This window comes from Pseudomonas sp. AC193 (assembly GCF_979258075.1).
The window spans coordinates 1,400,159-1,421,678 of sequence record NZ_OZ409832.1 but is presented as its reverse complement, the minus strand read 5'-3'; the positions used below and the strand labels follow the sequence as shown (position 1 = coordinate 1,421,678).

General features: G+C 59.0%; 23 protein-coding genes. 11 read left to right on the top strand and 12 right to left on the bottom strand.

The window, feature by feature from the left end:
- Window positions 1-87: 87 nt before the first annotated feature.
- From ACZZ0D_RS06635 to ACZZ0D_RS06625, 3 genes are all read right to left on the bottom strand, one after another.
- Window positions 88-294: a hypothetical protein gene (locus tag ACZZ0D_RS06635; RefSeq protein WP_426619666.1), complete on the bottom strand. Its 207-nt coding sequence runs from the start codon at window positions 292-294 to the stop codon at window positions 88-90.
- A gap of 12 nt (window positions 295-306) precedes the next feature.
- Window positions 307-513, bottom strand: coding sequence for a DUF6021 family protein (locus ACZZ0D_RS06630; protein WP_463552733.1), 207 nt, complete (start codon window positions 511-513; stop codon window positions 307-309).
- Between the two features lie 89 nt (window positions 514-602).
- Window positions 603-1,274 carry a peptidase C39 family protein gene (locus tag ACZZ0D_RS06625; RefSeq protein ID WP_282357044.1) on the bottom strand — a complete coding sequence of 224 codons (672 nt, stop codon included), beginning with the start codon at window positions 1,272-1,274 and terminating at the stop codon, window positions 603-605.
- A gap of 234 nt (window positions 1,275-1,508) precedes the next feature.
- Here ACZZ0D_RS06625 and ACZZ0D_RS06620 point away from each other — a divergent pair, with 234 nt between their 5' ends.
- Window positions 1,509-1,676 (top strand): hypothetical protein, encoded by a 168-nt coding sequence (locus ACZZ0D_RS06620; protein WP_463552732.1) that lies wholly within the window; start codon window positions 1,509-1,511, stop codon window positions 1,674-1,676.
- A 168-nt stretch (window positions 1,677-1,844) separates the two neighbouring features.
- Here the strand turns inward: ACZZ0D_RS06620 and ACZZ0D_RS06615 are convergent, their stop codons facing one another.
- On the bottom strand, window positions 1,845-2,594 hold the full coding sequence (locus tag ACZZ0D_RS06615) for a TerC family protein (protein WP_053121808.1): 750 nt from the start codon (window positions 2,592-2,594) through the stop codon (window positions 1,845-1,847).
- A gap of 30 nt (window positions 2,595-2,624) precedes the next feature.
- Entirely contained in the window at window positions 2,625-2,867 is a 243-nt protein-coding gene (locus ACZZ0D_RS06610) for a hypothetical protein (RefSeq protein WP_053121810.1), read from the bottom strand.
- A 235-nt stretch (window positions 2,868-3,102) separates the two neighbouring features.
- Between ACZZ0D_RS06610 and nhaR the strand changes: the two genes are divergently transcribed.
- On the top strand, window positions 3,103-4,002 hold the full coding sequence (gene nhaR, locus ACZZ0D_RS06605) for a transcriptional activator NhaR (RefSeq protein ID WP_212545707.1): 900 nt from the start codon (window positions 3,103-3,105) through the stop codon (window positions 4,000-4,002).
- Here nhaR and ACZZ0D_RS06600 read toward each other — a convergent pair.
- Window positions 3,997-5,160, bottom strand: a complete 1,164-nt coding sequence (locus tag ACZZ0D_RS06600) for an MFS transporter (RefSeq protein WP_159815550.1) — start codon at window positions 5,158-5,160, stop codon at window positions 3,997-3,999. The two genes, nhaR and ACZZ0D_RS06600, sit on opposite strands and share 6 nt — an antisense overlap.
- Before the next feature lie 337 nt (window positions 5,161-5,497).
- On the opposite strand from ACZZ0D_RS06600, the gene sstT reads away from it, so the two are divergent.
- Entirely contained in the window at window positions 5,498-6,730 is a 1,233-nt protein-coding gene (sstT, locus tag ACZZ0D_RS06595; protein WP_463552731.1) for a serine/threonine transporter SstT, read from the top strand.
- A 326-nt stretch (window positions 6,731-7,056) separates the two neighbouring features.
- Here sstT and ACZZ0D_RS06590 read toward each other — a convergent pair whose 3' ends face one another.
- Window positions 7,057-7,566, bottom strand: coding sequence for a DUF1993 domain-containing protein (locus ACZZ0D_RS06590; RefSeq protein ID WP_053121818.1), 510 nt, complete (start codon window positions 7,564-7,566; stop codon window positions 7,057-7,059).
- A gap of 126 nt (window positions 7,567-7,692) precedes the next feature.
- Between ACZZ0D_RS06590 and ACZZ0D_RS06585 the strand changes: the two genes are divergently transcribed.
- Window positions 7,693-8,340 (top strand): YceH family protein, encoded by a 648-nt coding sequence (locus tag ACZZ0D_RS06585; RefSeq protein WP_463552730.1) that lies wholly within the window; start codon window positions 7,693-7,695, stop codon window positions 8,338-8,340.
- A 137-nt stretch (window positions 8,341-8,477) separates the two neighbouring features.
- Here the strand turns inward: ACZZ0D_RS06585 and ACZZ0D_RS06580 are convergent, their stop codons facing one another.
- Together ACZZ0D_RS06580 and ACZZ0D_RS06575 are read right to left on the bottom strand one after the other, a co-directional pair.
- Window positions 8,478-8,996, bottom strand: coding sequence for a cupin domain-containing protein (locus ACZZ0D_RS06580; protein WP_463552729.1), 519 nt, complete (start codon window positions 8,994-8,996; stop codon window positions 8,478-8,480).
- Window positions 8,997-9,194: 198 nt separating this feature from the next.
- Window positions 9,195-10,013, bottom strand: coding sequence for a shikimate 5-dehydrogenase (locus ACZZ0D_RS06575; RefSeq protein WP_463552728.1), 819 nt, complete (start codon window positions 10,011-10,013; stop codon window positions 9,195-9,197).
- A 257-nt stretch (window positions 10,014-10,270) separates the two neighbouring features.
- Between ACZZ0D_RS06575 and ACZZ0D_RS06570 the strand changes: the two genes are divergently transcribed.
- The 3 genes from ACZZ0D_RS06570 to ACZZ0D_RS06560 all read left to right on the top strand — a co-directional run bounded on the left by ACZZ0D_RS06570 (window position 10,271) and on the right by ACZZ0D_RS06560 (window position 11,328).
- On the top strand, window positions 10,271-10,624 hold the full coding sequence (locus ACZZ0D_RS06570; protein WP_053121826.1) for a hypothetical protein: 354 nt from the start codon (window positions 10,271-10,273) through the stop codon (window positions 10,622-10,624).
- Between the two features lie 223 nt (window positions 10,625-10,847).
- Window positions 10,848-11,042: a hypothetical protein gene (locus tag ACZZ0D_RS06565; protein WP_053121828.1), complete on the top strand. Its 195-nt coding sequence runs from the start codon at window positions 10,848-10,850 to the stop codon at window positions 11,040-11,042.
- A gap of 103 nt (window positions 11,043-11,145) precedes the next feature.
- Window positions 11,146-11,328 carry a hypothetical protein gene (locus ACZZ0D_RS06560; protein ID WP_159815806.1) on the top strand — a complete coding sequence of 61 codons (183 nt, stop codon included), beginning with the start codon at window positions 11,146-11,148 and terminating at the stop codon, window positions 11,326-11,328.
- On the opposite strand, the gene ACZZ0D_RS06555 is transcribed toward ACZZ0D_RS06560, so the two are convergent.
- Window positions 11,325-12,386 carry an AI-2E family transporter gene (locus ACZZ0D_RS06555; RefSeq protein WP_159815807.1) on the bottom strand — a complete coding sequence of 354 codons (1,062 nt, stop codon included), beginning with the start codon at window positions 12,384-12,386 and terminating at the stop codon, window positions 11,325-11,327. The two genes, ACZZ0D_RS06560 and ACZZ0D_RS06555, sit on opposite strands and share 4 nt — an antisense overlap.
- 193 nt (window positions 12,387-12,579) lie before the next feature.
- Here ACZZ0D_RS06555 and trhP point away from each other — a divergent pair, with 193 nt between their 5' ends.
- On the top strand, window positions 12,580-13,917 hold the full coding sequence (trhP, locus tag ACZZ0D_RS06550; protein ID WP_463552727.1) for a prephenate-dependent tRNA uridine(34) hydroxylase TrhP: 1,338 nt from the start codon (window positions 12,580-12,582) through the stop codon (window positions 13,915-13,917).
- 359 nt (window positions 13,918-14,276) lie between these two features.
- On the opposite strand, the gene ACZZ0D_RS06545 is transcribed toward trhP, so the two are convergent.
- Together ACZZ0D_RS06545 and ACZZ0D_RS06540 are read right to left on the bottom strand one after the other, a co-directional pair.
- Window positions 14,277-14,507 carry a hypothetical protein gene (locus tag ACZZ0D_RS06545; protein WP_053121836.1) on the bottom strand — a complete coding sequence of 77 codons (231 nt, stop codon included), beginning with the start codon at window positions 14,505-14,507 and terminating at the stop codon, window positions 14,277-14,279.
- Between the two features lie 219 nt (window positions 14,508-14,726).
- On the bottom strand, window positions 14,727-15,599 hold the full coding sequence (locus ACZZ0D_RS06540) for a LysR family transcriptional regulator (RefSeq protein WP_282358996.1): 873 nt from the start codon (window positions 15,597-15,599) through the stop codon (window positions 14,727-14,729).
- Window positions 15,600-15,771: 172 nt separating this feature from the next.
- Between ACZZ0D_RS06540 and ampC the strand changes: the two genes are divergently transcribed.
- The 3 genes from ampC (at window position 15,772) to ACZZ0D_RS06525 (ending at window position 21,520) form a co-directional block, all read left to right on the top strand.
- Entirely contained in the window at window positions 15,772-16,926 is a 1,155-nt protein-coding gene (ampC, locus tag ACZZ0D_RS06535) for a class C beta-lactamase (protein ID WP_463554766.1), read from the top strand.
- Window positions 16,927-17,314: 388 nt separating this feature from the next.
- The gene (locus ACZZ0D_RS06530) at window positions 17,315-17,938 is read left to right on the top strand and encodes a response regulator (protein WP_400646424.1); all 624 of its coding nucleotides are present in this window, start codon (window positions 17,315-17,317) and stop codon (window positions 17,936-17,938) included.
- Between the two features lie 3 nt (window positions 17,939-17,941).
- The gene (locus ACZZ0D_RS06525) at window positions 17,942-21,520 is read left to right on the top strand and encodes an ATP-binding protein (RefSeq protein ID WP_463552726.1); all 3,579 of its coding nucleotides are present in this window, start codon (window positions 17,942-17,944) and stop codon (window positions 21,518-21,520) included.

Here is a 21,520-nt window from a genome sequence, read left to right as displayed (position 1 = left end):
AACCTCTCACCACAGATAAATCCCCTCGCCACATTTAGATCTCACTAAATCTGAGAGAGCTGATAGATCTCACTAATCTGCGAGACCTCAATCATTCGGCAACGGCATCTGATTATCATCAGGTATGCCATCCCCCTTGCTCGGATCCCGCTCCAGATCCGGCGTCAGCACATTCGGCCGGGCCAGCGGATCGCGCAGCGGGCTGTCCGGATCCAGCACCGGATCAACTTCAGGCTCAGGCGTCGTCGGTACGCTGTCAGGTTTTTGATCATCGAAGCTTGAATCGGTACTCATACGCACCTCGCATCAAGGTTTCAGATTGGCTAACGGGTCGTAGGGTTTGGCCGGTTTTTTGTCGTCGTCGCCGGGCTTCACGTCTTTCGGCGCTTTGGCCGGGCCGACGGGATCGACTTGCGGGTCGTCGAGATCCGGCGAATCGGGATCGAAACCCAGGTCATTACCCGAGGAATGCTCGGATGAATGCGGGCCTTTTGGGGATGTGGACTCTGCCATGCTTGCCTCCTGATTCACCCGCGAAATCGGGTTATAGAGGTAAGAGGCTTGCCGGACACAGACGTGCCCGGCAGATGACGAACGGAGAACTAGTGCGCCGCCAAGGCCTTTTTCGCCTGCGCCGCTTCGTTTTCCTGACCGGCCTGCGCCAGTTCATCGGCCGCTTTGAGCCAACGCGCACGATCCACCGCAGCGGGAATCTGCGTCGGTTTTTGAATCAGAATCGCCCAGCCGCCGGATTTTTCGAAAGCTGATTCAAAGGAGGCAAAGTCCATCAACTCGCGACGGTTCATGCCGGCACGCAGCAGGACTTTCTGTTTATTGCGGTCGTAGCCGGAAAGGATCGCGTAACGCGGTTCCGCCCAGAACGCCGAGCCTTCGCTGAAACGCACCATCACCGGGTAACCGGCCGCCACCTGAGTCAGCAGCGCGGGCAGATTGCTGTCCAGCGGATAGACCACCATGCCGTATTCACGAGCAAGGTTCTGAATGTTCTGCTGCAACTTGTCTTCAGCGCCCGGAACATGCAGCGGTTTTTCCAGCAAACCCGGGGTGATCACCACGCCCTGCTGCGACAGCAGACTAGCCAATACCTGCGGCCCGCTCTGGAAGGCCTGCCCCCGATAGAACCTGCCACTGAGTTCGACACGCTCCGGCAAACGCTTGACCTCCGGCGCCACACTGCCCGCACACCCCGTCAATGCAGCCACGCAGCCAGCCACCAACAGCGCCGCACACACTCGAGAAAATACCTGCACCATCGTCGCTCTCTGTTCAGACGCCGGTCATCGTGTTCCGGCAAGGTCACCGATCATAGGGCGGCAAACCGCTGCGGTATAGCCTTAAACCGCAGGGGCTGCGATTGCATAGAGCAAACTGATTGGTCATCACCGACCTTTGGTCAATAGCGTGTAACACCCGGGCAACTAGACTGTCAGTGAAACAGAGCGAATTGAAAAAGAGTGAGCCCGACGCAGGGCAAAGAGGAGGCACTGATGAGCCTGACCATGACCATTGTGATGTTGATTGCCGGTTGGCTGGCCGTGGCGGCGGCCATGCTGTGGGGGGTGTTGCGGATTTCGCGGCGGCACCATCATCCGGTTGAGCCTGCGAAGGTTGAGAAAGCCGAGAAACAACCCACCCGTCACGCGACCGCGCACTGACCCAAGGGATTTTTCGGAAAGAAAACGCAATTGGACTTTGTAGGAGCTGCCGAAGGCTGCGATCCTTTGACGTTGAAGATCAAAGATCGCAGCCTTCGGCAGCTCCTACAGGATGCAAAAGGCCGCCTGAACTTATGCAGTTCAGGCGGCCTTTTGCATGGTCAGCGGTTAAGCCTGCGCAGCAAGTTTCTTCTGCTTGGCACGACGCGACAACATGTTCAGCACCTCGATACCCGCCGAGAACGCCATGGCCGCGTACACATAACCTTTCGGTACGTGGGCGCCGAAGCCTTCGGCGATCAGGGTCATACCGATCATGATCAGGAAGCCCAAGGCCAACATCACCACAGTCGGGTTGTCGTTGATGAACTTGGCCAGCGGATCAGCCGCCAGCAACATCACCAGCACCGACACCACCACCGCGATAATCATGATCGGCAAGTGCTCGGTCATGCCGACCGCAGTAATGATGCTGTCGATCGAGAACACCATGTCGAGCAACAGGATCTGACCAATCGCAGCCGCGAAGCCCAGCGTCACGGTCGACGTGGCCGACTTTGGATCTTCCGGTGCCGGATCCATGCTGTGGTGGATCTCGGTTGTGGCTTTCCAGACCAGGAACAGACCACCGGCGATCAGGATCATGTCCTTCCAGGAGAAGGCCTGGCCGAGGATGTCGATCACCGGTTCCGTCAACTGCACGATAAACGCGATGGTGCTCAACAGCGCCAGACGCAGGATCAACGCCATGCCGATACCGATACGGCGGGCCTTCTGCTGGTACTGCTTAGGCAACTTGTTGGTCAGGATCGAAATAAAGATCAGGTTATCGATGCCGAGCACGATTTCCATCACCACCAGTGTGGCCAAAGCAACCCAGGCGGTAGGGCTGGCGGCGAGTTCTAACAAATATTCCATGGGTCAGTCCTGACTCTTTGTGTGACTAAATTAGATGGTCTTGGAGGAAGATTCGGATTCGTCCGAGTCTTTTTCCGGGGTTGGTTTTTTCTCGATCAGCCCGCCGGTGGCGTCGCTGAGCGCTTGCTCGGCAGCCTTATGGGTGTCGTCGATCGCCTGTTTGGCGCTTTCGGCGGCTTTGCCCATCAGTTGCTGAGCGCTTTTTTCGGCTTGATCGCAACCGGCCAGAACCAGTAAAGACGCAATCAACAGTGCAGTGCTTTTGAATTTCATGAGGCTTCCTTCGAATGAACAGACAGGCTCACAGACCGGCCGTCGATGGCTGGGCATTCTAGGGAGGTGAACACTTCAGGAAAATTCGTATTTTTAGCGGCTATACTTCGGTTTTTACGAACTCACACACTATTCAATGTAGGAGCTGCCGCAGGCTGCGATCTTTTGATGTTGTTTTTAAAAGCAAGATCAGAAGATCGCAGCCTTCGGCAGCTCCTACACAGGGGCGCGGCGGATGCTCAATTACCGACAACTGCATTACTTCTGGGTCGTGGCCAAGACCGGCAGCATCGTGCGTGCGTGCGAGCAGCTGAACCTGACGCCGCAGACCATCAGCGGGCAGATTTCCCTGCTCGAACAAACCTACGGCATAGAGTTGTTTCGGCGCGTAGGTCGTCAACTGGAGTTGACCGAAGCCGGGCGCCAGGCCCTGCCCTACGCCGAGCAGATGTTTCAACTCGGCGGCGAACTGGAGCTGATGCTGCGCGCGCAGCCCAACGAACAGCAGATTCTGTTCCGCGTCGGCGTCGCAGACGTGGTGCCGAAATCCATCGTTTATCGCCTGATCGCGCCGACCATGGAGCTCAGCGAACCGCTGCGCATCACCTGCCGCGAAGACAAACTCGAACGTTTGCTCGCCGATCTGGCGATCCAGCGTCTGGATCTGGTGATTTCCGACAGCCCGATGCCCTCGCACCTCGACATCAAAGGCTACAGCCAAAAGCTTGGGGAATGCGGGATCAGTTTCTTCGCCACCGCCGAACTGGCGGCGAAGTACGGTCAGGATTTCCCACGCAGCCTGCACGGTGCGCCGCTATTGATTCCCGGCGCCGAAACCGTGGTGCGCAGCCGTTTGCAGCGCTGGTTTGCCGAGCAGCAGATTCAGCCGCAAATCGTTGGGGAGTTTGATGACAGTGCCCTGATGCAGGCCTTCGGCCAATCCGGCAGCGGGATTTTTATTGGCCCGAGCGTGATTGCCGATGAAGTGAAGCGCCAATACGGCGTCGAGTTGATTGGCCAGACCGACGCGGTGACCGAGTCGTTCTACGCCATTTCGGTGGAGCGCAAGGTCAAGCACCCCGGCATCGTTGCGATTACCGAAGGTGCCCGACGCGAGCTGTTTACCGCGTTATGACGCTTCGGCGCAGACTTCGCGCGGCTTCAGCGTCATCAACACCATGGCCAGAAACACCGACAACAAAATGAAACCGGCGGCGGCAAAACCGAGAAAGCCCAGACCTGCACCGTCGATAACCCGGCCACCGACCATGGCGCCCAGGCCAATCCCCAGATTAGCCCCGGCAATGTTCAACGAGGCAGCAAAGGCCGGTGCTTCTGGTGCGGCTTTCATCAGGCGCACATGGCTGACCAGAAACAACGCTGCCTGGGTAATCCCCCAAATACCCATCGCCACCGCCAGGCCCACTGGCGAATGAATGTTCGGCACCAGCGAGACCATGCCGGCAATCATGAATGCGCAGAACAACACCGAGGCGCCCAGCGGATGCTTATCCACTGCGCGACCGCCCAGCGAGTTGCCGATCAGCCCGACCGCGCCGAAGCCCATCAAGCACCAACCGACCACAGTGCCGTTGAAACCGGCGAGGCGCTCAAGGATGTCGGCCAGATAGGTGTAGGCGGTAAACATGCCGCTGAACACCAGAATCGACAGGACGATATGGCCGATCATCAGCGGGCTGCGCAGGATCTTGAATTGCGACGCGAAGCTGACCTGATGCTGGTGCAGGCTGGTTTTCGGCAGGTACACAAACAGCAGCAAGGCCTTGGCAAAGGCGATCACCGCCAGAATGCCGAAGGCACTGCGCCAGCCGAACGCATCGGAAATCAGCGTGCCGACCGGAATGCCGAATACCGTGGCGCAGACGATGCCGAAACCGATCTTGGCAATCGCGCGACCGGCGAAATCCGGGCCGACGATGTCCACCGCAGTCTCACTGGCCAAAGCCCAGAACACCGGCAAACCAAGGGCCGGGATCAATCGTGCAAACGCCATCACCCAGATATTCGGCGCCAATGCTGCCACGGTGTTGGCGATGCCGAACATGATCAGGATGCTGATGAACAACTTGCGCCGTTCAAATCGGGCGAAATACGCGGTGAGGAATGGCCCGAACAGCGCCACCGTGAAGGCGAACAACGTCACCAGCAGCCCGGCCTGCGGGATGCTGACCTCAAGGTCGCGAGCGATCGCCGGCAGCAAACCGACGATGACGAATTCCGTGGTCAGCACCGTAAAACCGGCGGCAGACAACAGAAGGATGGGTAACAGCATGGGTAACTCCAGCAAAACGACGACACCAGCGTTGACCCGGAGGCCCGCTGGCAGAACTTTAAAATTAGGATGCGCAATCTTAACAGAGTGTGTCCGCAGTAACTTGCACAAACCTGCCGACTTTGCCCGCCAATCGGGCGGCAGATCGTCACACGCCTGAAGGATAAAGCCTACGCTGTGATAAAGTCCGCGCCCTGAAAAACGTACACCCCTGATCAACCGCCCGTTTAACGGCGTTGATATCGCCTCACCCTTTCGGTTCGTGACGCTGGTCTGCCCCCGAATTTGCCAGCGCGTTCACTCAACCTTGCGCCTATAAAAAATCAGAGATGCCGTTATGACTGCTTCCTCCCCTTCTCTATTGCAACGCCTGAAGAACCTGAGCCTCGTCGCGCAGATCCTCATCGGCCTGATCGCCGGTATCGCTTTGGCGCTGTTCGCCCCGGAAGTCGCGAAAGACACAGCGTTCATCGGCAAAGTGTTTGTCTCGGCGTTGAAAGCCGTCGCACCGATTCTGGTGTTCGTGCTGGTGATGGCCTCGATTGCCAACCACAAACACGGTCAGGAAACCCATATTCGCCCGATTCTGTTCCTGTACTTGCTGGGCACCTTCGCCGCTGCCGTAGTGGCCGTGGTCGCGAGCATGGCGTTTCCGTCGCATCTGGTGCTGTCCACCGAAAACGTTGCGGTGACGGCGCCGGGCGGCATCGGTGAAGTGTTGCAGAGCCTGCTGCTGAGCGTGGTCGATAACCCGGTCAATGCGCTGATCAACGCCAACTTCATCGGCATCCTGGCCTGGGCGATCGGCATGGGCGTAGCGATTCGTCATGCCGGCGACACCACTCGTGAAGTGCTCGGTGACTTGTCCAACGGCGTGACCTTGATCGTGCGCGTGGTGATTCGCTTCGCACCGCTGGGTATTTTCGGTCTGGTGGCGTCGACGCTGGCGACCTCGGGTTTCGGCGCGCTGATCGGTTATGCGCACCTGCTGGCCGTGCTACTCGGTTGCATGCTGTTTGTGGCGCTGGTGATGAACCCGCTGATCGTGTTCTGGAAATTGCGTCGCAACCCGTACCCGCTGACCCTGATGTGCCTGCGCGAAAGCGGTATTACCGCATTCTTCACCCGCAGCTCGGCGGCGAACATTCCGGTCAACCTGGAATTGAGCAAGCGTCTGGGCCTGCATGAAGACACGTATTCGGTGTCGATCCCGCTCGGCGCGACCATCAACATGGCCGGCGCGGCGATCACCATTACCGTGCTGACGCTGGCGGCGGTGCACACACTGGGCATTGCCGTGGACATTCCGACGGCGATTCTGCTGAGCGTGGTCGCGGCGATTTGTGCGTGCGGCGCTTCGGGTGTGGCGGGTGGTTCGCTGCTGTTGATTCCGCTGGCGTGCAGCCTGTTTGGCATTCCGAGCGAGATTGCCATGCAGGTGGTGGCGGTCGGTTTCATTATTGGCGTGTTGCAGGATTCGGCGGAGACGGCGTTGAATTCGTCGACGGACGTGCTGTTTACCGCAGCGGCTTGCCTGGGTGAAGAAGAGAAAGCCCAACGCACCGCATGACCCCTGTAGGAGTGAGCCTGCTCGCGATGGCGTTGTGTCAGTAACATCATCGTTAAATGACACACTGCTATCGCGAGCAGGCTCACTCCTACAAAAAACAAAAGCTCGCCATGGTGTGAACCTTGGCGGGCTTTTTTGTGGCGGAGATCTTTTCCCCCTCAACCCCAACCCTCTCCCCCAAGGGGGCGAGGGGAAAGGGAGCTGATCTGTGTGCTGTTCAAAACGAGTGTTCGACTTGATATTTCAGGTCGGTGCAGCTCGAACACACAACTCCGTCAGTCCCCTCTCCCTCCAGCAGCGGGTTAGGGTGAGGGGCTTCTGGCCGCTTAGAACGCGCCCATGTAATCGCGCTTGCCCACTTCCACACCGTTATGACGCAGCAGCGCATACGTGGTGGTGACGTGGAAGAAGAACTGCGGCAGGCCGTAAGTCAGCAAGTACGACTGACCGCTGAAGCGCTTCTCTTTCGGCGTGCCCGGACGGGTGACGATTTCGATGCCTTCCTTGCCATCGATCTGCTCTGGCTTGATCTCGCCGATGAAGGCCAAGACCTTGGCGATCAAGGCTTGCAGCTCGGCGAAGGAGGTTTCAGTGTCGTCATATTTCGGCAGTTCAACTTCAGCCAGACGCGCGGAAACGCCTTTGGCGAAATCGACGGCGATCTGTACCTGGCGGGTCAGCGGGAACATGTCCGGGAACAGACGCGCTTGCAGGAACGCGTTCGGGTCGATGTTTTTCTCGGTGGCGTGGGCTTCAGCCTTTTTCAGCACATCGCTCAGGGCGTTGAGCATTTGTTGAAAAACCGGGACGGATGCGGCGTACAGGGAAATGGTCATGGCAGTCTCGTGTGGTGGCTGGGTGGAACAAGGAGGCGATTATAGCCATGCTTTGATGACCACACGGCTTGCCTTTTGTTTGGCAAGGATTAGGCTAGGCGGCTTCGACTGCAGAGGGAACGCGCGATGACCACAGAACCAGAATCCACCTTCGACGAGCCACGGCTCAACGCCACGGAAATCCGCATCCTTGGCTCGTTGATCGAGAAACAGGCGACCAGCCCGGAAACCTATCCGCTGACCCTCAACGCGCTGGTCACGGCGTGTAATCAGAAAACCAGCCGCGAACCGGTGATGAACCTGACCCAGGGCCAGGTCGGCCAAAGCCTGCGCGCACTCGAAGGTCGCGGTTTTGCCAAACTGGTCATGGGCAGCCGCGCTGACCGCTGGGAGCACAAGGTCGACAAGGCGCTGGAACTGGTGCCGGCGCAGTTGATTCTCAGTGGTTTGATGTTTCTGCGCGGCCCGCAAACCGTCAACGAACTGCTGACCCGCAGCGGCCGCATGCACGATTTCGAAGATGCCGAGCAGGTGGTGCATCAACTTGAGCGCCTGATCGCGCGTGGGTTGGCGGTGTTGATTCCACGTCAGGCCGGGCAGCGCGAGGATCGCTATACCCATGCGCTGGGCGATCCGGCGGATATCGAGGCGATTCTGGCGGCGCGCAGTAATCCGCAGGAACGTGGTGCGAGTGGCGGTGTTTCGCTTGAGCGTATCGAAGAGCTGGAAGCACGCATTGCCGCGCTGGAAGAGCGCCTGGCGCGCCTCGAATAACCAACGCAGATCAAACTGTGGGAGCGGGCTTGCTCGCGAATGCGGTGTGTCATTCAAGGGTGATTTGACTGATCCACCGCATTCGCGAGCAAGCCCGCTCCCACAGGGGGTAATTCGTCCAATTCAGGATCTGTGGGCTATTCGCCGTCCCAGTAATCCACGCCATCCGCCTGCCGCGCCACGGCGACGAAACCTGAGGCATTGCCCTCGGCATCGACCGTGAAGTTATCCATCACCGCGTATTTATTCGAATCCGGATACTCACAGATCTCCGGCTGCTGCTGGGTGCTCACCGCCAGATAGCGCAATTCAGCCTGGCTGGTGTTGATGATCTGGTGCGCCTTCTCCGGCCCACCCGGTGGACAGGCAATCACATCACCCTCGCGAATCGGAAAGCGTTCGGCACCAAGACGCACCTCGCCCTCCCCGGCCACCACGTAGAACATTTCCTCATTGACCCGATGGCTGTGAAACGGACTGCCGCGCATGCCGGGTGGCAAGGCGTAGAGGCGATAGCCGAGTTTCTGTGAGCCAAGCTGCTGACCGATTCGCGCCATGCGTTGCTGATAGCGGCCTGCGGTTTCGCCTTCAGGGGCGAGGGCTTCGGGCAAGGGTTCGAGTTCGACCTGATGCAGGTTGAGGATGGGCGGATGCATGGGGGCCTCGGTCATGGTTTTTATCTGTATTTGCTGAGGAGGGAGTATAGGCAAACAGGAGCTGACACCGCGTCGCGGCATTCGCGAGCAAGCCCGCTCCCACAGGGGATCTTCAGTGAACACAGGATCCCGGCATGACGAGAATCAAATGTGGGAGCGGGCTTGCTCGCGAAGAGGCCAGCCCTGGCTCCCCATCAATCAGCTACGCGCAAACGCCACCGCTGCCGCAAACTGCTCCTCATTCGGCCGCACCCCGGTGTACAGCACAAACTGCTCCAGCGCCTGAATCGCGATCACTTCCAACCCGGTAATCACCCGCTTGCCCTCAGCCCGGCCATGCACGATCAACGGCGTCTCCGACGGAATCGCCACCACATCAAACACCGTCTCTGCGGCTTTGATCACCTCAGGCTCAAACGCCAGTTGCCCCGCCTCCGGCCCGCCGTCCATGCCCACCGGCGTCACGTTGATCAGCATCTGTGGCCGTTCATCACCCAATTCTGCCTGCCAGCGATAACCGAGCGAGTCCGCCAGCGCACGTCCGGCACGTTCATTGCGGGCCACGATCAGACCGTTTTTGTATCCACCATCGCGCAAGGCACTGGCCACCGCTTTGGCCATGCCGCCGCTGCCGCGCAGGGCGAATGTCGATTCTTTCGGCACGGCGTGGGTTTCCAGCAACTGCGCCACGGCGATGTAATCGGTGTTGTAAGCCTTGAGATGCCCGGCGGTGTTGACGATGGTGTTGATCGACTGAATCGCCGCCGCCGACGCATCCAGCTCATCGACCAGTGCAATGCAGGCTTCCTTGAACGGCATCGACACGCCGCAACCACGGATGCCCAAGGCACGAATGCCACCGACAGCGCCGGTCAGATCCTGGCTGCTGAACGCCTTGTAATAGAAATTCAGGCCCAACTGCTCATACAAGTGGTTGTGAAACCGCAGACCGAAGTTGCCGGGGCGCCCGGACAGGGACATGCACAGTTGGGTGTCTTTGTTCGGGTTCATCTGCATGAAACTTCTCCTTCTAAACGCACTTTCGGATGGACGGGATTAGCCATTCCATCGGGTCTGTTCGATCATATCGACGTGTCTGCACAGGCTTCGCCACAAGGGTCGAATGCCCGGTAAAGAAACCGGTACAGACCTTACACAAAATTTACCTGGCGGCTGTGCTGAATTTCAGAATTTCGCTGTCTTAGAAGTATCCCCGTGACGTTCATGAGCCTATTGCAGGCCTGGACGACGGGTTGAAGAACCGAGGAATTATCATGATTCGTAAACTCCCCATAGTGGCCCTGTTGATCGGTGCTTTTGCTGTTACGGGGCAAGCGCAAGCCCACGGTGGCAATTACTGGCAAGGCCCTGCGGTGTTTGGCGCAATCGTTGGCTCGGCCATCATTGGCTCGGCGCTTATCAACCAGAACCGCCCGGTGTACGTGCAGCAAGCGCCGGTGTATGCCGCACCGCCTCCGGTGTATGTGCAACAACCGCCACCACCGGTTTACTACCAACCCGCGCCGGTTTATGTGCAACAACCGGTTTACGTGCCGGCCCCGGTGTATTACGGGCCACCACGCGGCTATTACGGTCGTCCGTATCCTCCGCATTACGGTCGCTGGTAAACCAGAGCCCCGCTATTCAAGCGGGGCTTTTTTTGACCGTTTGTCGGCCATCGTCTGAAAAAATCTCGTCAAGGTCGCTGTGAGGACAGTTTCAAAGGCTAAAGTCGTCATGATCAATCAGCAATCGTTGAGGCTGAACACACAACGGTCATCTTTTTGTCATGACGGAACCGCAAGCTGAATCCGTCCGTAAACAACAGGTTGATAAAAACAAGGACGAGCCATGCCAACACAGAACCCCCACCGCATTGTCGGTTTATGCACCTCGGGCAAGGTGTACAACACCCTCACCGAACTCAAGCACCTGGAAGGTCACCGCTGCGCCAAGTTTCTCTCGTTACTGGCAGAGAATCTGGTGCACAAGGGCCTGCTCAATGAGCGCGAAGTCATGCACATGCTCGATCAAGTGGTGGACTGACGCCAAACCTCATTGGCGTCAATGACCACTATCGAAAACGTTGATTGTCCGTTAAACCGTCGAGTCCCTAAGGTAGCTCCATAGATCACTGGAGGTACTTGTCATGGCTCAGGTTCAAATCATGTCCGTTATCGGCAGCGCCGTTCCCGCCTCCCTCAGAGCGTCGGGTTTGCTCGCCTGCTGGTACCTGATGCGCAACGGCGAACCGATCAGCGGCCCGCTCGCTTCATTGCCAGCCGCTCAGGCGCAGGCAGAGAAAATCGCCAGCGCGCCGTTCCACGCTTAAGGCAGCTGAACTTTCGGCTTGGTCTCAATGAACAGCGCCCAGCTCGACATAAACAGCGCAGCGATCAACGGACCGATCACGAAACCATTGAGGCCAAACACGGCCAGACCGCCAAGGGTCGAGATCAGAATCATGTAATCGGGCATGCGTGTGTCCTTGCCGACCAGAATCGGTCGTAACACGTTATCCACCAGACCGATCACAAACACCCCGAACAACCCCAGCACCACGCCTTGCCAGATCATCCCGCTGAGCAGGAAATACACCGCCACTGGCGCCCAGACAATCCCCGCGCCCACCGCCGGCAACAGCGACAGAAACGCCATCAACACCGCCCACAGCAACGCGCTGGGGATATCGAGAAACCAGAAAATCGCCCCGCCCAACGCGCCCTGCGTGATCGCCACGACCAGGTTGCCCTTCACCGTCGCCCGCACCACGCGGTTGAATTTCAGCTGCAAGCGACGTTTGTGGTTTTCCTCCAGCGGCACGGCGATGCGCACTTTGCGCACCAGTTCGGCACCGTCACGCAGGAAGAAGAACAGCAGATACAGCATGATGAAAAAACTCACCACAAACTCGAACGTGCCCTGACCAAAACTGAAGGCCTGACTCGCCAGTACCTGGCTGCCCTGCATCGCCGCTTTGACGATTTTCTCGCGCAAACCGTTGAGCTCGCCCATGCCGAAGCGATCAAGCAAATGTTGAAAGTACGGCGGCAAACTGTGCTTGAACTGCGCCAGATACGCGGCGATATCCAACTCGCCACTTTCGATGTTTTTGTAGACCGTCGCGCCTTCCTGCACCAGCAACACGCTGAGAATGATCACCGGCAAAATTGCGATCACCAGACAGATACTCAGCGTACACAGCGACGTGAAGTTGCGCTGCCAGCCGAATTTTGCCTGTATGCGGCGCTGCATCGGCGCAAACAGAATCCCGAGAATCACCGCCCAGAACACCGCGCCGTAGAACGGCAACAGAATCCAGATAAAGGCCACGGTGACCAACAGCAGCAGCACTGTCAGCGATTTGAATTGAAGACTTTTTGCGTTCATGTCCGATCCATGTCAGTCAGGCGCCATGCACGCCCCGATGCTTAGTCAGCCGGCGCGCGCGCGAGTGCCATCTTTATTTATTGAGCATAGTTGGGGATTGGCCGGAGCCGTCGGCCGCGCAAATGTAGACGCAGATCAATAACCCGCACCGACGTCTGCACTACCCTGCCGGGCTTTTGCGACCGACCTTGCCATGACGCCTACCCTGCCCCTCGCCGCGCCCGAGTTGCTGGCTCCCGCCGGCACCCTGAAAAACATGCGTTACGCCTTCGCCTACGGCGCCGATGCGGTGTATGCCGGCCAGCCGCGTTACAGCCTTCGCGTGCGCAACAACGAGTTCGATCACGCCAATCTGGCGCTGGGCATTCAAGAGGCGCAGGCGCAGGGCAAGCGCTTCTATGTGGTGGTCAACATCGCGCCGCACAACGCCAAACTGAAAACCTTCCTCAAGGATCTGGCGCCGGTGATCGAGATGGCGCCGGATGCGCTGATCATGTCCGACCCGGGGCTGATCATGCTGGTGCGTCGGCACTTCCCGCAGATGCCGATTCACCTGTCGGTGCAGGCCAACACGGTGAACTGGGCGAGTGTGGAGTTCTGGCAGCAACAGGGGCTAAGCCGGATCATTCTGTCGCGGGAATTGTCGCTGGAAGAGATCGGCGAGATTCGCGAGCAGGTGCCGGGCATGGAGCTGGAAGTGTTTGTCCACGGTGCGTTGTGCATGGCTTATTCCGGGCGCTGTCTGTTGTCGGGCTATATGAATAAGCGCGACGCCAATCAGGGTTCCTGCACCAACGCCTGCCGCTGGAAATACTCGGCGCAGCAAGCCACGGAAAATCAGCTCGGCGAGATCGTGCAGACCTTTGAGCCCGAGCCCACCCTTGGTATTGGCGCGCCCACCGATCAGGTATTTCTGTTGCAGGAGGCCAATCGCCCGGATGAACTGATGCCGGCGTTCGAGGATGAGCACGGCACGTACATCATGAACGCCAAGGATCTGCGCGCGGTGCAGCATGTCGAGCGGTTGACGCGCATGGGCGTGCATTCGCTGAAAATCGAAGGTCGGACGAAATCGCACTTCTATTGCGCGCGCACCACGCAGGTGTACCGACGGGCAATTGATGATGCGGTGGCCGGGCGCGAGTTTGATCGCAGCTTGATGACGGATCTGGAGTCACTGGCCCAACGCGGGTACACCGAGGGTTTTCTGCGCCGGCATGTGCATGACGAGTATCAGAATTATCTGCACGGCAGCTCGGTGTCGGAGCGTCAGCAGTTTGTCGGTGAACTGACCGGGGAGCGGCGCGATCGGCTGGCTGAGGTCAAGGTAAAGAACCGCTTTGCGGTCGGCGATCATCTGGAATTGATGACGCCAAAGGGCAACTTTCACTTTGATCTGCATGAATTGCACAACGCTCAGGGCGGCGCGATCGAGGTGGCGCCGGGGGATGGGCACACGGTGTATTTACCGATTCCGGATGCGGTGGATTTGCGTTTTGGCTTGTTGATGCGGGATGTCGGGGTGGCCTGAAAGCCCTGCGAACGCCCCCCCTTGTAGGAGCTGCCGAAGGCTGCGATCTTTTGATCTTTTTTACGGGCAACGTCAAAAGATCGCAGCCTTCGGCAGCTCCTACGGAGATCAAAAGCCTAAGTGAACTCCTCCCGTAACATCGCCACAAACGCCTCGCGCGCCGTGTGTACCGCTCACGTATCTGGCGTGGGTGGGGTTAGGTGAGCGGCAGGAGTGATGGTGCGGACTGCTGGGTTTGATCGTTGATGGATGTTGGGGCTGATGCCGCCTTCGCGAGCAAGCCCGCTCCCACATTTGGAATGCATTCTCCTGTGGGAGCGGGCTTGCTCGCGAAGAGGCCCGGACAAACAGCCCGTCAACTAACGGCGATCATCCGACAACGGCGTTGGCTCATCCGCTGGCGGCACATCGTCGTCGGCAGCCGGATCCTTCCAGTCGTCAGGCCGGTCGCCATCGCTCAGCGGATCGCGCCCTGGTGGCATGCCCATCGGTGAATCATGATCTCCCAGTGTCGGCTCATCAGTACCGGGCACCGGTTGGGTTGGATCGGTTGGAAGTACACCACCCTGAAACAGCAGATCGTTAGCCATGACACACCTCACCAAGGAGGCCCGGAAAGCCCGGGTCGTACACGTTGGAAACGGTGGCGCACGACGGGTGCTATCCAACAGACAAACGGCGCGAGGAGCTGACTTGTGGTGACCCCGTGTGGGAGCGGGCTTGCTCGCGAAAGCGGTGGGTCAGTCACCAACGACCTGAATGACACACCGCTTTCGCGAGCAAGCCCGCTCACACAGGGGGGATTTGTGTCAGGCCGCCGCGTGTTGCAGCCATGATTTGAACGCCAGCATCGCCGCCGTTTCCGGGCGTGACTGCAAACGTGTCAGCCAATAACTGCCGGTGGTGATTTCAATCGCGAACGGCTGACAAATCGCCTCCGCCGCCAGTTGCCGGGCGAACATCAGCGGTGGCGCCAATGCCACTCCACTGCCCTGCAACGCCGCTTCCATCATCGCCAGCGACGAGTCGAACACGATGCTCTGCGGCGGTGCAGCATGTGTCGCCATGCCCGCCGCGTGAAACCATTCTGGCCATTCATCCGTGCGATAGGAACGCAACAATGTCTGCTGCAACAAATCCGCAGGCGCGTGCAATTGCCGGGCGATTTCCGGCACGCACAACACCGACAATGGCGCGTCGAGCAAGCGTGTCGCCTCAATGCCATGCCACGCTCCCGCGCCAAACCGGATCGCGTAATCCAGCCCTTCCGCCGCGACATCGACACGGTTGTTGTTAGTCGACAGCCGTAAATCTATAAGCGGATGTTTCGCCCGGAAGTCCGCCAGCCTCGGCAACAACCAGCCCACGGCAAACGTGCCGACCGCGCCCACGGTCAACATTTCGCGGTACTGGCCGTCGGCGAGGCGTTCGAGAATTTGCGCGATGTGATCAAACGACGTGCTCAAGACCGGCAACAGCGTTTCGCCCTCGCCGGTCAGCATCAGCCCACGGGGCAGGCGTTTGAACAGGGTTACGTTGAGTTGCGCCTCAAGGCTTTTGACCTGATGGCTGACGGCAGCCTGGGTCACACACAACTCCACCGCCGCGCGGGTAAAGCTCAGATGGCGCGCCGAAGCTTCGAATGCGCGCAGTGCGTTCAGCGGCAATTGCGGTCGAATCATGCCCAGTCCCAAATTTTTCTAATGACTCATGCGAGATTTCATCGTTTGTCGATTGGCGCCGGACTGCCTAAATTGGCCGCGCTGATCAGCCGACCGACCGGGAAATCATCCGCAGTGTAGCGGGATAGAATAATCAACACTCATGGAGAGTGGTTCACTTATGCGTTCAATCATGCCGAGCAAACTCTTTTCCTACAGCGCTTTTGGACTTTGCTTCGGCGCGGCTGCCTGTTCGGCTGCTGCGCCAACCGATGCGCAACTGCAAGCCTTGGTCAGCGCTGCCGTTACGCCGGTGATGCAGCAGCAAAACATTCCCGGCCTGGCCATCGCCCTGACTGTTAATGGCCAACCGCATTACTTTAACTACGGCGTCGCCAACAAGGACAGCGGGCTGAAGGTCAGCGAAAACACCCTGTTTGAAATCGGTTCGGTGAGCAAAACCTTCACTGCGACGCTGGCTGGTTATGCGCAGGCGACGGGCAAACTGGATCTGTCGAGCAAGGCCAGCTCGCTGTGGCCTGAGCTGCACGGCAGCGCATTCGACAACATCAGCGTGCTGCAACTGGGCACTTACAGCGCGGGTGGTCTGCCGCTGCAATTTCCCGCTGAAGCCGATTCGGCGGACAAAATGCTCAGCTATTACCAGCAGTGGAAACCAGTGTATCCGCCGGGCAGCCATCGCCTGTATTCCAATCCAAGTCTGGGACTGTTTGGTTATCTGACGGCGAAGAGCCTCGGTCAGCCGTTTGATCAGGCGATGACCCAAACCCTGCTGCCAGCACTGGGTTTGCAGCACACGTTCCTCAGCGTGCCCGAGTCCGAAGCTAACCTCTATGCCCAAGGCTACAACAGCGCCAACCAACCGGTACGTGTAGGCCCCGGCGCCTTGGACGCTGAAGCCTACGGCATCAAAACCAGCGCCGCCGACCTGCTGCGGTACGTCGAAGCGAACCTGAAACCGGCCAGCCTGAAACAGCCGCTGCAACAAGCCGTCGCCGCCACGCACACCGGTTACTACACCGTCGGTGACATGACCCAGAGTCTGGGTTGGGAGCGTTACGCCTATCCGATCAGTCTGGAAAAACTGCAAAACGGCAATTCGAACCCGATGGCGTTGCAAGCGCGCAAAGTGCAATGGCTGACCCCGGCGCAACCCGAGCCGCAGAACGTGCTGTACAACAAAACCGGCGCAACCGGAGGCTTCGGCGCGTACGTGGCGTTCGTGCCATCGAAGGATGTCGGCATTGTGATCCTCGCGAACAAGAACTACCCGAATGCGGAACGGGTGAAGATTGCGCACACGATCCTGAGTGCAATTACTCGATAAAGGCAGGCACCAAACCTGTGGCACTCCCTTTAGTGACACTAATCCCTAGTGACACTGATCCCTGGTGACACTAGCCCCTTGTGACACTGATCCCCTAGTGACACTAATCCCCTGTGGCGAGGGGATTTATCCCCGTTGGGCTGCGCAGCGGCCCCATCCATACCCTGCATTTCTACTGACACACCGCATGCAATGGTTTTGCGACTGCTGCGCAGCCGAACGGGGATGAATCCCCTCGCCACAGGAGGTTGGGGTAGCCCGTGACTACCCTCTTTTCTTGCATCCCCCCTCAAACCAAGTAGCATCGCGCTCTTTTTTCGCGGTCGCGCCCGCGCCGTGCTCTTCCCGGCGTGCGGGCTATGCTGAAACCGGGCTTGAGGACTGATCGATGAAAGTGCTGCTGGTCGATGATCACGCTGTGGTGCGCATGGCAATCGCGATGATTCTCGCGCGCGAGGGCCATGTCGTGGTGGCTGAGTGCGACAACGGCGTCGATGCCTTGAGCAAGGCATTCGAGCTGCAGCCCGATGCGATTGTGCTAGATCTGGACATTCCGCAACTCGACGGCATGGCGGTGATCGACCGTTTGCGCATCGGCGGCAGTACGGCGCACGTGCTGGTACACACCGGTTTGAAAAGTATGGCCTACGCCACGCAATGCCTGCGCGCCGGGGCGGCGGGTTATCTGTCGAAGGGCGATGATCCGAGGGAGATTCTCACCGCACTGAAAGCCTTGGCCAATGGCGAACGCTGGTTTCCGCCGGGGACGCTCGACTCGGTTAATCACAGTGAATACACCCAGGACGACGCCAAGCGCATCGACACCATCACCCGCCGCGAACTCAAAGTCTTGCACGGTCTGGCGCAGGGCAAGACCAACATGCAGATCGCCAACGACATGCTGCTGAGCAACAAAACCATCAGCACCTACAAGACCCGCCTGATGCAAAAACTCGACACCCACACGCTGCTTGATCTGGTCGAGTTCGCCAAACGCAATCATCTGGTCTGAGCGATGAACCGGTTCAGACAACTGCTCGCTGTTTTCTGCCTCGGCTGGCTGGCACTCAACGCTCAGGCCGACACGCTGAGCCTGCTCAGCCGCGCGACCAGCAATCAACAAACCCTGCCCCTGAGCAGCACGCAACGGCATTTTTTGACGCAAAAAGCCGTGTTGCGCGCCGGGGTCTATCTGCCGGATCGGCCGCCGCTCGACATCACCGCCGATGGTGGTGAATACCAAGGCCTGTCCGCCGATTACCTCGACATCATCGCTCGCACCTTGGGCCTGCGGGTGCAGATCGAACGGTTCGCCAATCAGGCCGAAGCGCTTGCCGCCCTGCAACGTGGCGACATCGATGTGGTGCCACGCATCAATCATCTGGAAAACCAGTACAGCGAACTGCGCATGAGTGCGGCCTATGCGTACGATCAAGCGGTGCTGGTCAGTCGTTTCGGCACCCACTGGGCGAACAATCAGCTGCCCAAGGACACCACCGTTCTCTTCGACTCAGACTGGATGATTCCGGGTCGCGTTGCCGCGCTGTTTCCCGATCATCCCCGTGAGGCGGTCGAGTCGACACCCTACGGCCTCGGCCTGGTGGCCTACGGCGAAAACAAGGTGCTGCTGACCGACGCGATTTCCGCGCAATACCTGCTCGAACGCAGTTACCAGCAGAGCCTCAAACAGACCATTCAGCGCGACTCCGAAGGCCTGGGTTTCAGCTTCGCCATGCAGCGCGAAGACGCGCAGTTGCTCAACCTGTTCAACAACGTTCTGGCAAAAATCTCTCCGGCGGAACGCGCGCAAATCGCCCGGCGCTGGGGCATCGGTTCCAACCCGAAACTCGGTTACGGCCGTCTGCAACTGACGCCGGTCGAACAGCAGTGGATCAAGGATCATCCGCTTGTCGAGGTGCTGGCCAACGACATGTATTCGCCGTTCAGCTTCTTCGATACCGAAGGCGAAATGCGCGGCATGTCCGCCGATTTGCTCGAGCTGATCAACGACCGCACGGGCCTCGCGTTTCAGCCAAAGAAAATCACTTCGATGGACGCCATGACCCGTCGTGCGCAACGCGATCCACCCAGCCTGATCGCGGCGCTGACTTACAGCGAGCGCCGGCACGAGGATCTGAAGTTCTCCCGCGCCTACGTGGTCAATCCGTTTGTACTGGTTACACGGGTCAAGCCCAACCGCGAGGGCATGAGCGGGCTGAAAGGCCGGGCCGTGGCGATCATCAAGGGCTCGGAAGCCGCGCATTGGCTGGCGCGGGAATGGCCGGAGTTGCGCGCAGTCGAAGTCGATACGTCGATCGAGACTTACGAACTGCTCGCCGAAGGACAGGTCGAGGGCGTGATTCAGCCGCAGATGGGCGCGGCTTATCTGATTGATCGCTACTTTCGTGGACGCCTGCAAATCGACTCGGTGCTCGGCACCCAACCCGCGTTGATCACCTTCGCCACCGGTAAACACAACGCCACGCTGATTTCGATCCTCGATAAAGCCATGCTCGACATCGCTCCCGGCGAGTTCAGCGACTTGGCCAATCGCTGGCAAAACCCACAGAACGGTGAAGACGGCTGGAGCACTTACAAGCGCTGGATTCTGCGTGCGGCGATGGTTTTGGTGGCCGTTTTGCTCGGTTTTATCGCGTGGAACCTCGGCCTGCGCCGGCAAATCGCCGAGCGTCGCAAAGCGCAAAAAGCCTTGAGCGATCAGTTGCTGTTCATGAAGGCGTTGGTCGATGGCACGCCGCACCCGATTTACGTGCGCGACCGCAAAGGCCTGCTGCTCACTTGCAACCGCGCCTATTTGCAGGTGATGGGCGTGGAGCTTGAGCAGGTGCTGCACAAAGGCCTGATCGAGGCCAACGTGCTGCCGCTGGATAACGCCCACAACTACAAACGCATCCACCGCGCCACCCTGGAAAGCGGCGAGCCGTCGTTCGACAATTTCCCGCTCTCGGTCAAGGGCCACACCTTCCACATCTACCACTGGGCCCTGCCCTACCGCGACTCCGACGGCAAAATGACCGGCGTGATTGGCGGCTGGATCGACCTGACCGAACAACAGCATCTGCAACACGCCTTGCTCGCCGCCAAACATCAAGCCGAGGCGGCGAACCGTGGCAAAAGCCATTTTCTGGCGGTGATGAGCCACGAGATCCGCACGCCGATGAGCGCGTTGATCGGCGTGCTCGAACTGCTGCGCAATCGTCATCCCGAGCGCACCGGCGATGGCGAGTTGATCGACATCGCGCAGAAGTCTGCCGGCGGCATGATGGAACTGATCGGCGAGATTCTCGACCTGACCAAACTTGAAGCCGGCCAGTTCGAATTGCGCAGCAGCCGCTGCTATCCCGAGCGTCTGGCGCGCACCGTGGTGCAGGCGTTCGCCAGCCTCGCGCAGCAGAAAAACATCGACCTGACCTTGATCACCGACGATGCCGATCAAGCGGTGGAACTGGATTCGCTGCGCTTTCGGCAGATTCTTTCCAACCTGCTGAGCAACGCGATCAAGTTCACCGCCCAAGGCACGGTCAGCGTCGAGTTGAGCCTGCTGACTCACGGCGATCTGGTGCAATTGCGCCTGGCGGTGCGCGACAGTGGCATCGGCATGGACGAGCCACAGCGCCAGCGCCTGTTTCAGCCGTACACCCAATTCGCTGACGGCCAGAGCGAAGCACAGATTGGCACGGGGCTGGGATTGTCGATCTGTCAGCAATTGACCGAGCTGATGGGTGGGCAACTGACTTGCGAAAGCGAGCCGGGGCTCGGCTCGTGCTTTACCCTCAACCTGAGCACCCGCTTGCACACCGAGACACAAACTCTGCCGACGATGGCGGCTGAAGATCTGCCACCGCTGCCGTCGCGGCATGTGCTGATTGTCGAAGATCACGAATTCAATCGCGTGGTGCTGCAGCGGCAACTGGAATCGCTGGGGATGCGCGTGGCCTGCGCCGAAAACGGTCTCGAAGGGTTGCGCCTGTGGAGCGAAGAATCCTTCGACTACTTGATCACTGACTGCAATATGCCGCTGCTCAATGGCGACAAAATGACCCGCCAGTTGCGCGCCATCGAAGCCGCCGAGGGGCGCACGCCGACTCATGTGCTGGGGCTGACCGCCAATGCGCAGCCTGAGGAAACCCGCCGCTGTCTCGACGCGGGCATGAACGCCTGCCTGTTCAAACCGCTGACACGCAGTGCCCTGGAGCGTTATCTGCGTGAATCCGAACGTGAACGTCAGGCCAGTGCGGCGTGTTTTGATCCGTCCAAGGTCAGCGACATTACCGCTGGCGATCCGGGGCTGACCCGGCAGTTGCTGGAGACGGTGTTACGCACCAATCAGCAGGATTTCGAGGCGATGGAAACGCTGTTTGCAACGGGGGATTTTGAAGGCATGGCGCGGCGTTGCCACAAGATTCTCGGGAGTGCGCGGATTATTCATGCGACGCCGTTGATTGCGGCGTGTGAGCTATTGGAAACGCTGTGCAAATCCGACCCTACGCAGCAGGAGGCGCATCGATTGTATGAGAGGTTTGTGCAAGAGATGAAGCGCTTGCAGACAGCATTACAAGAACACGCAGCTTAA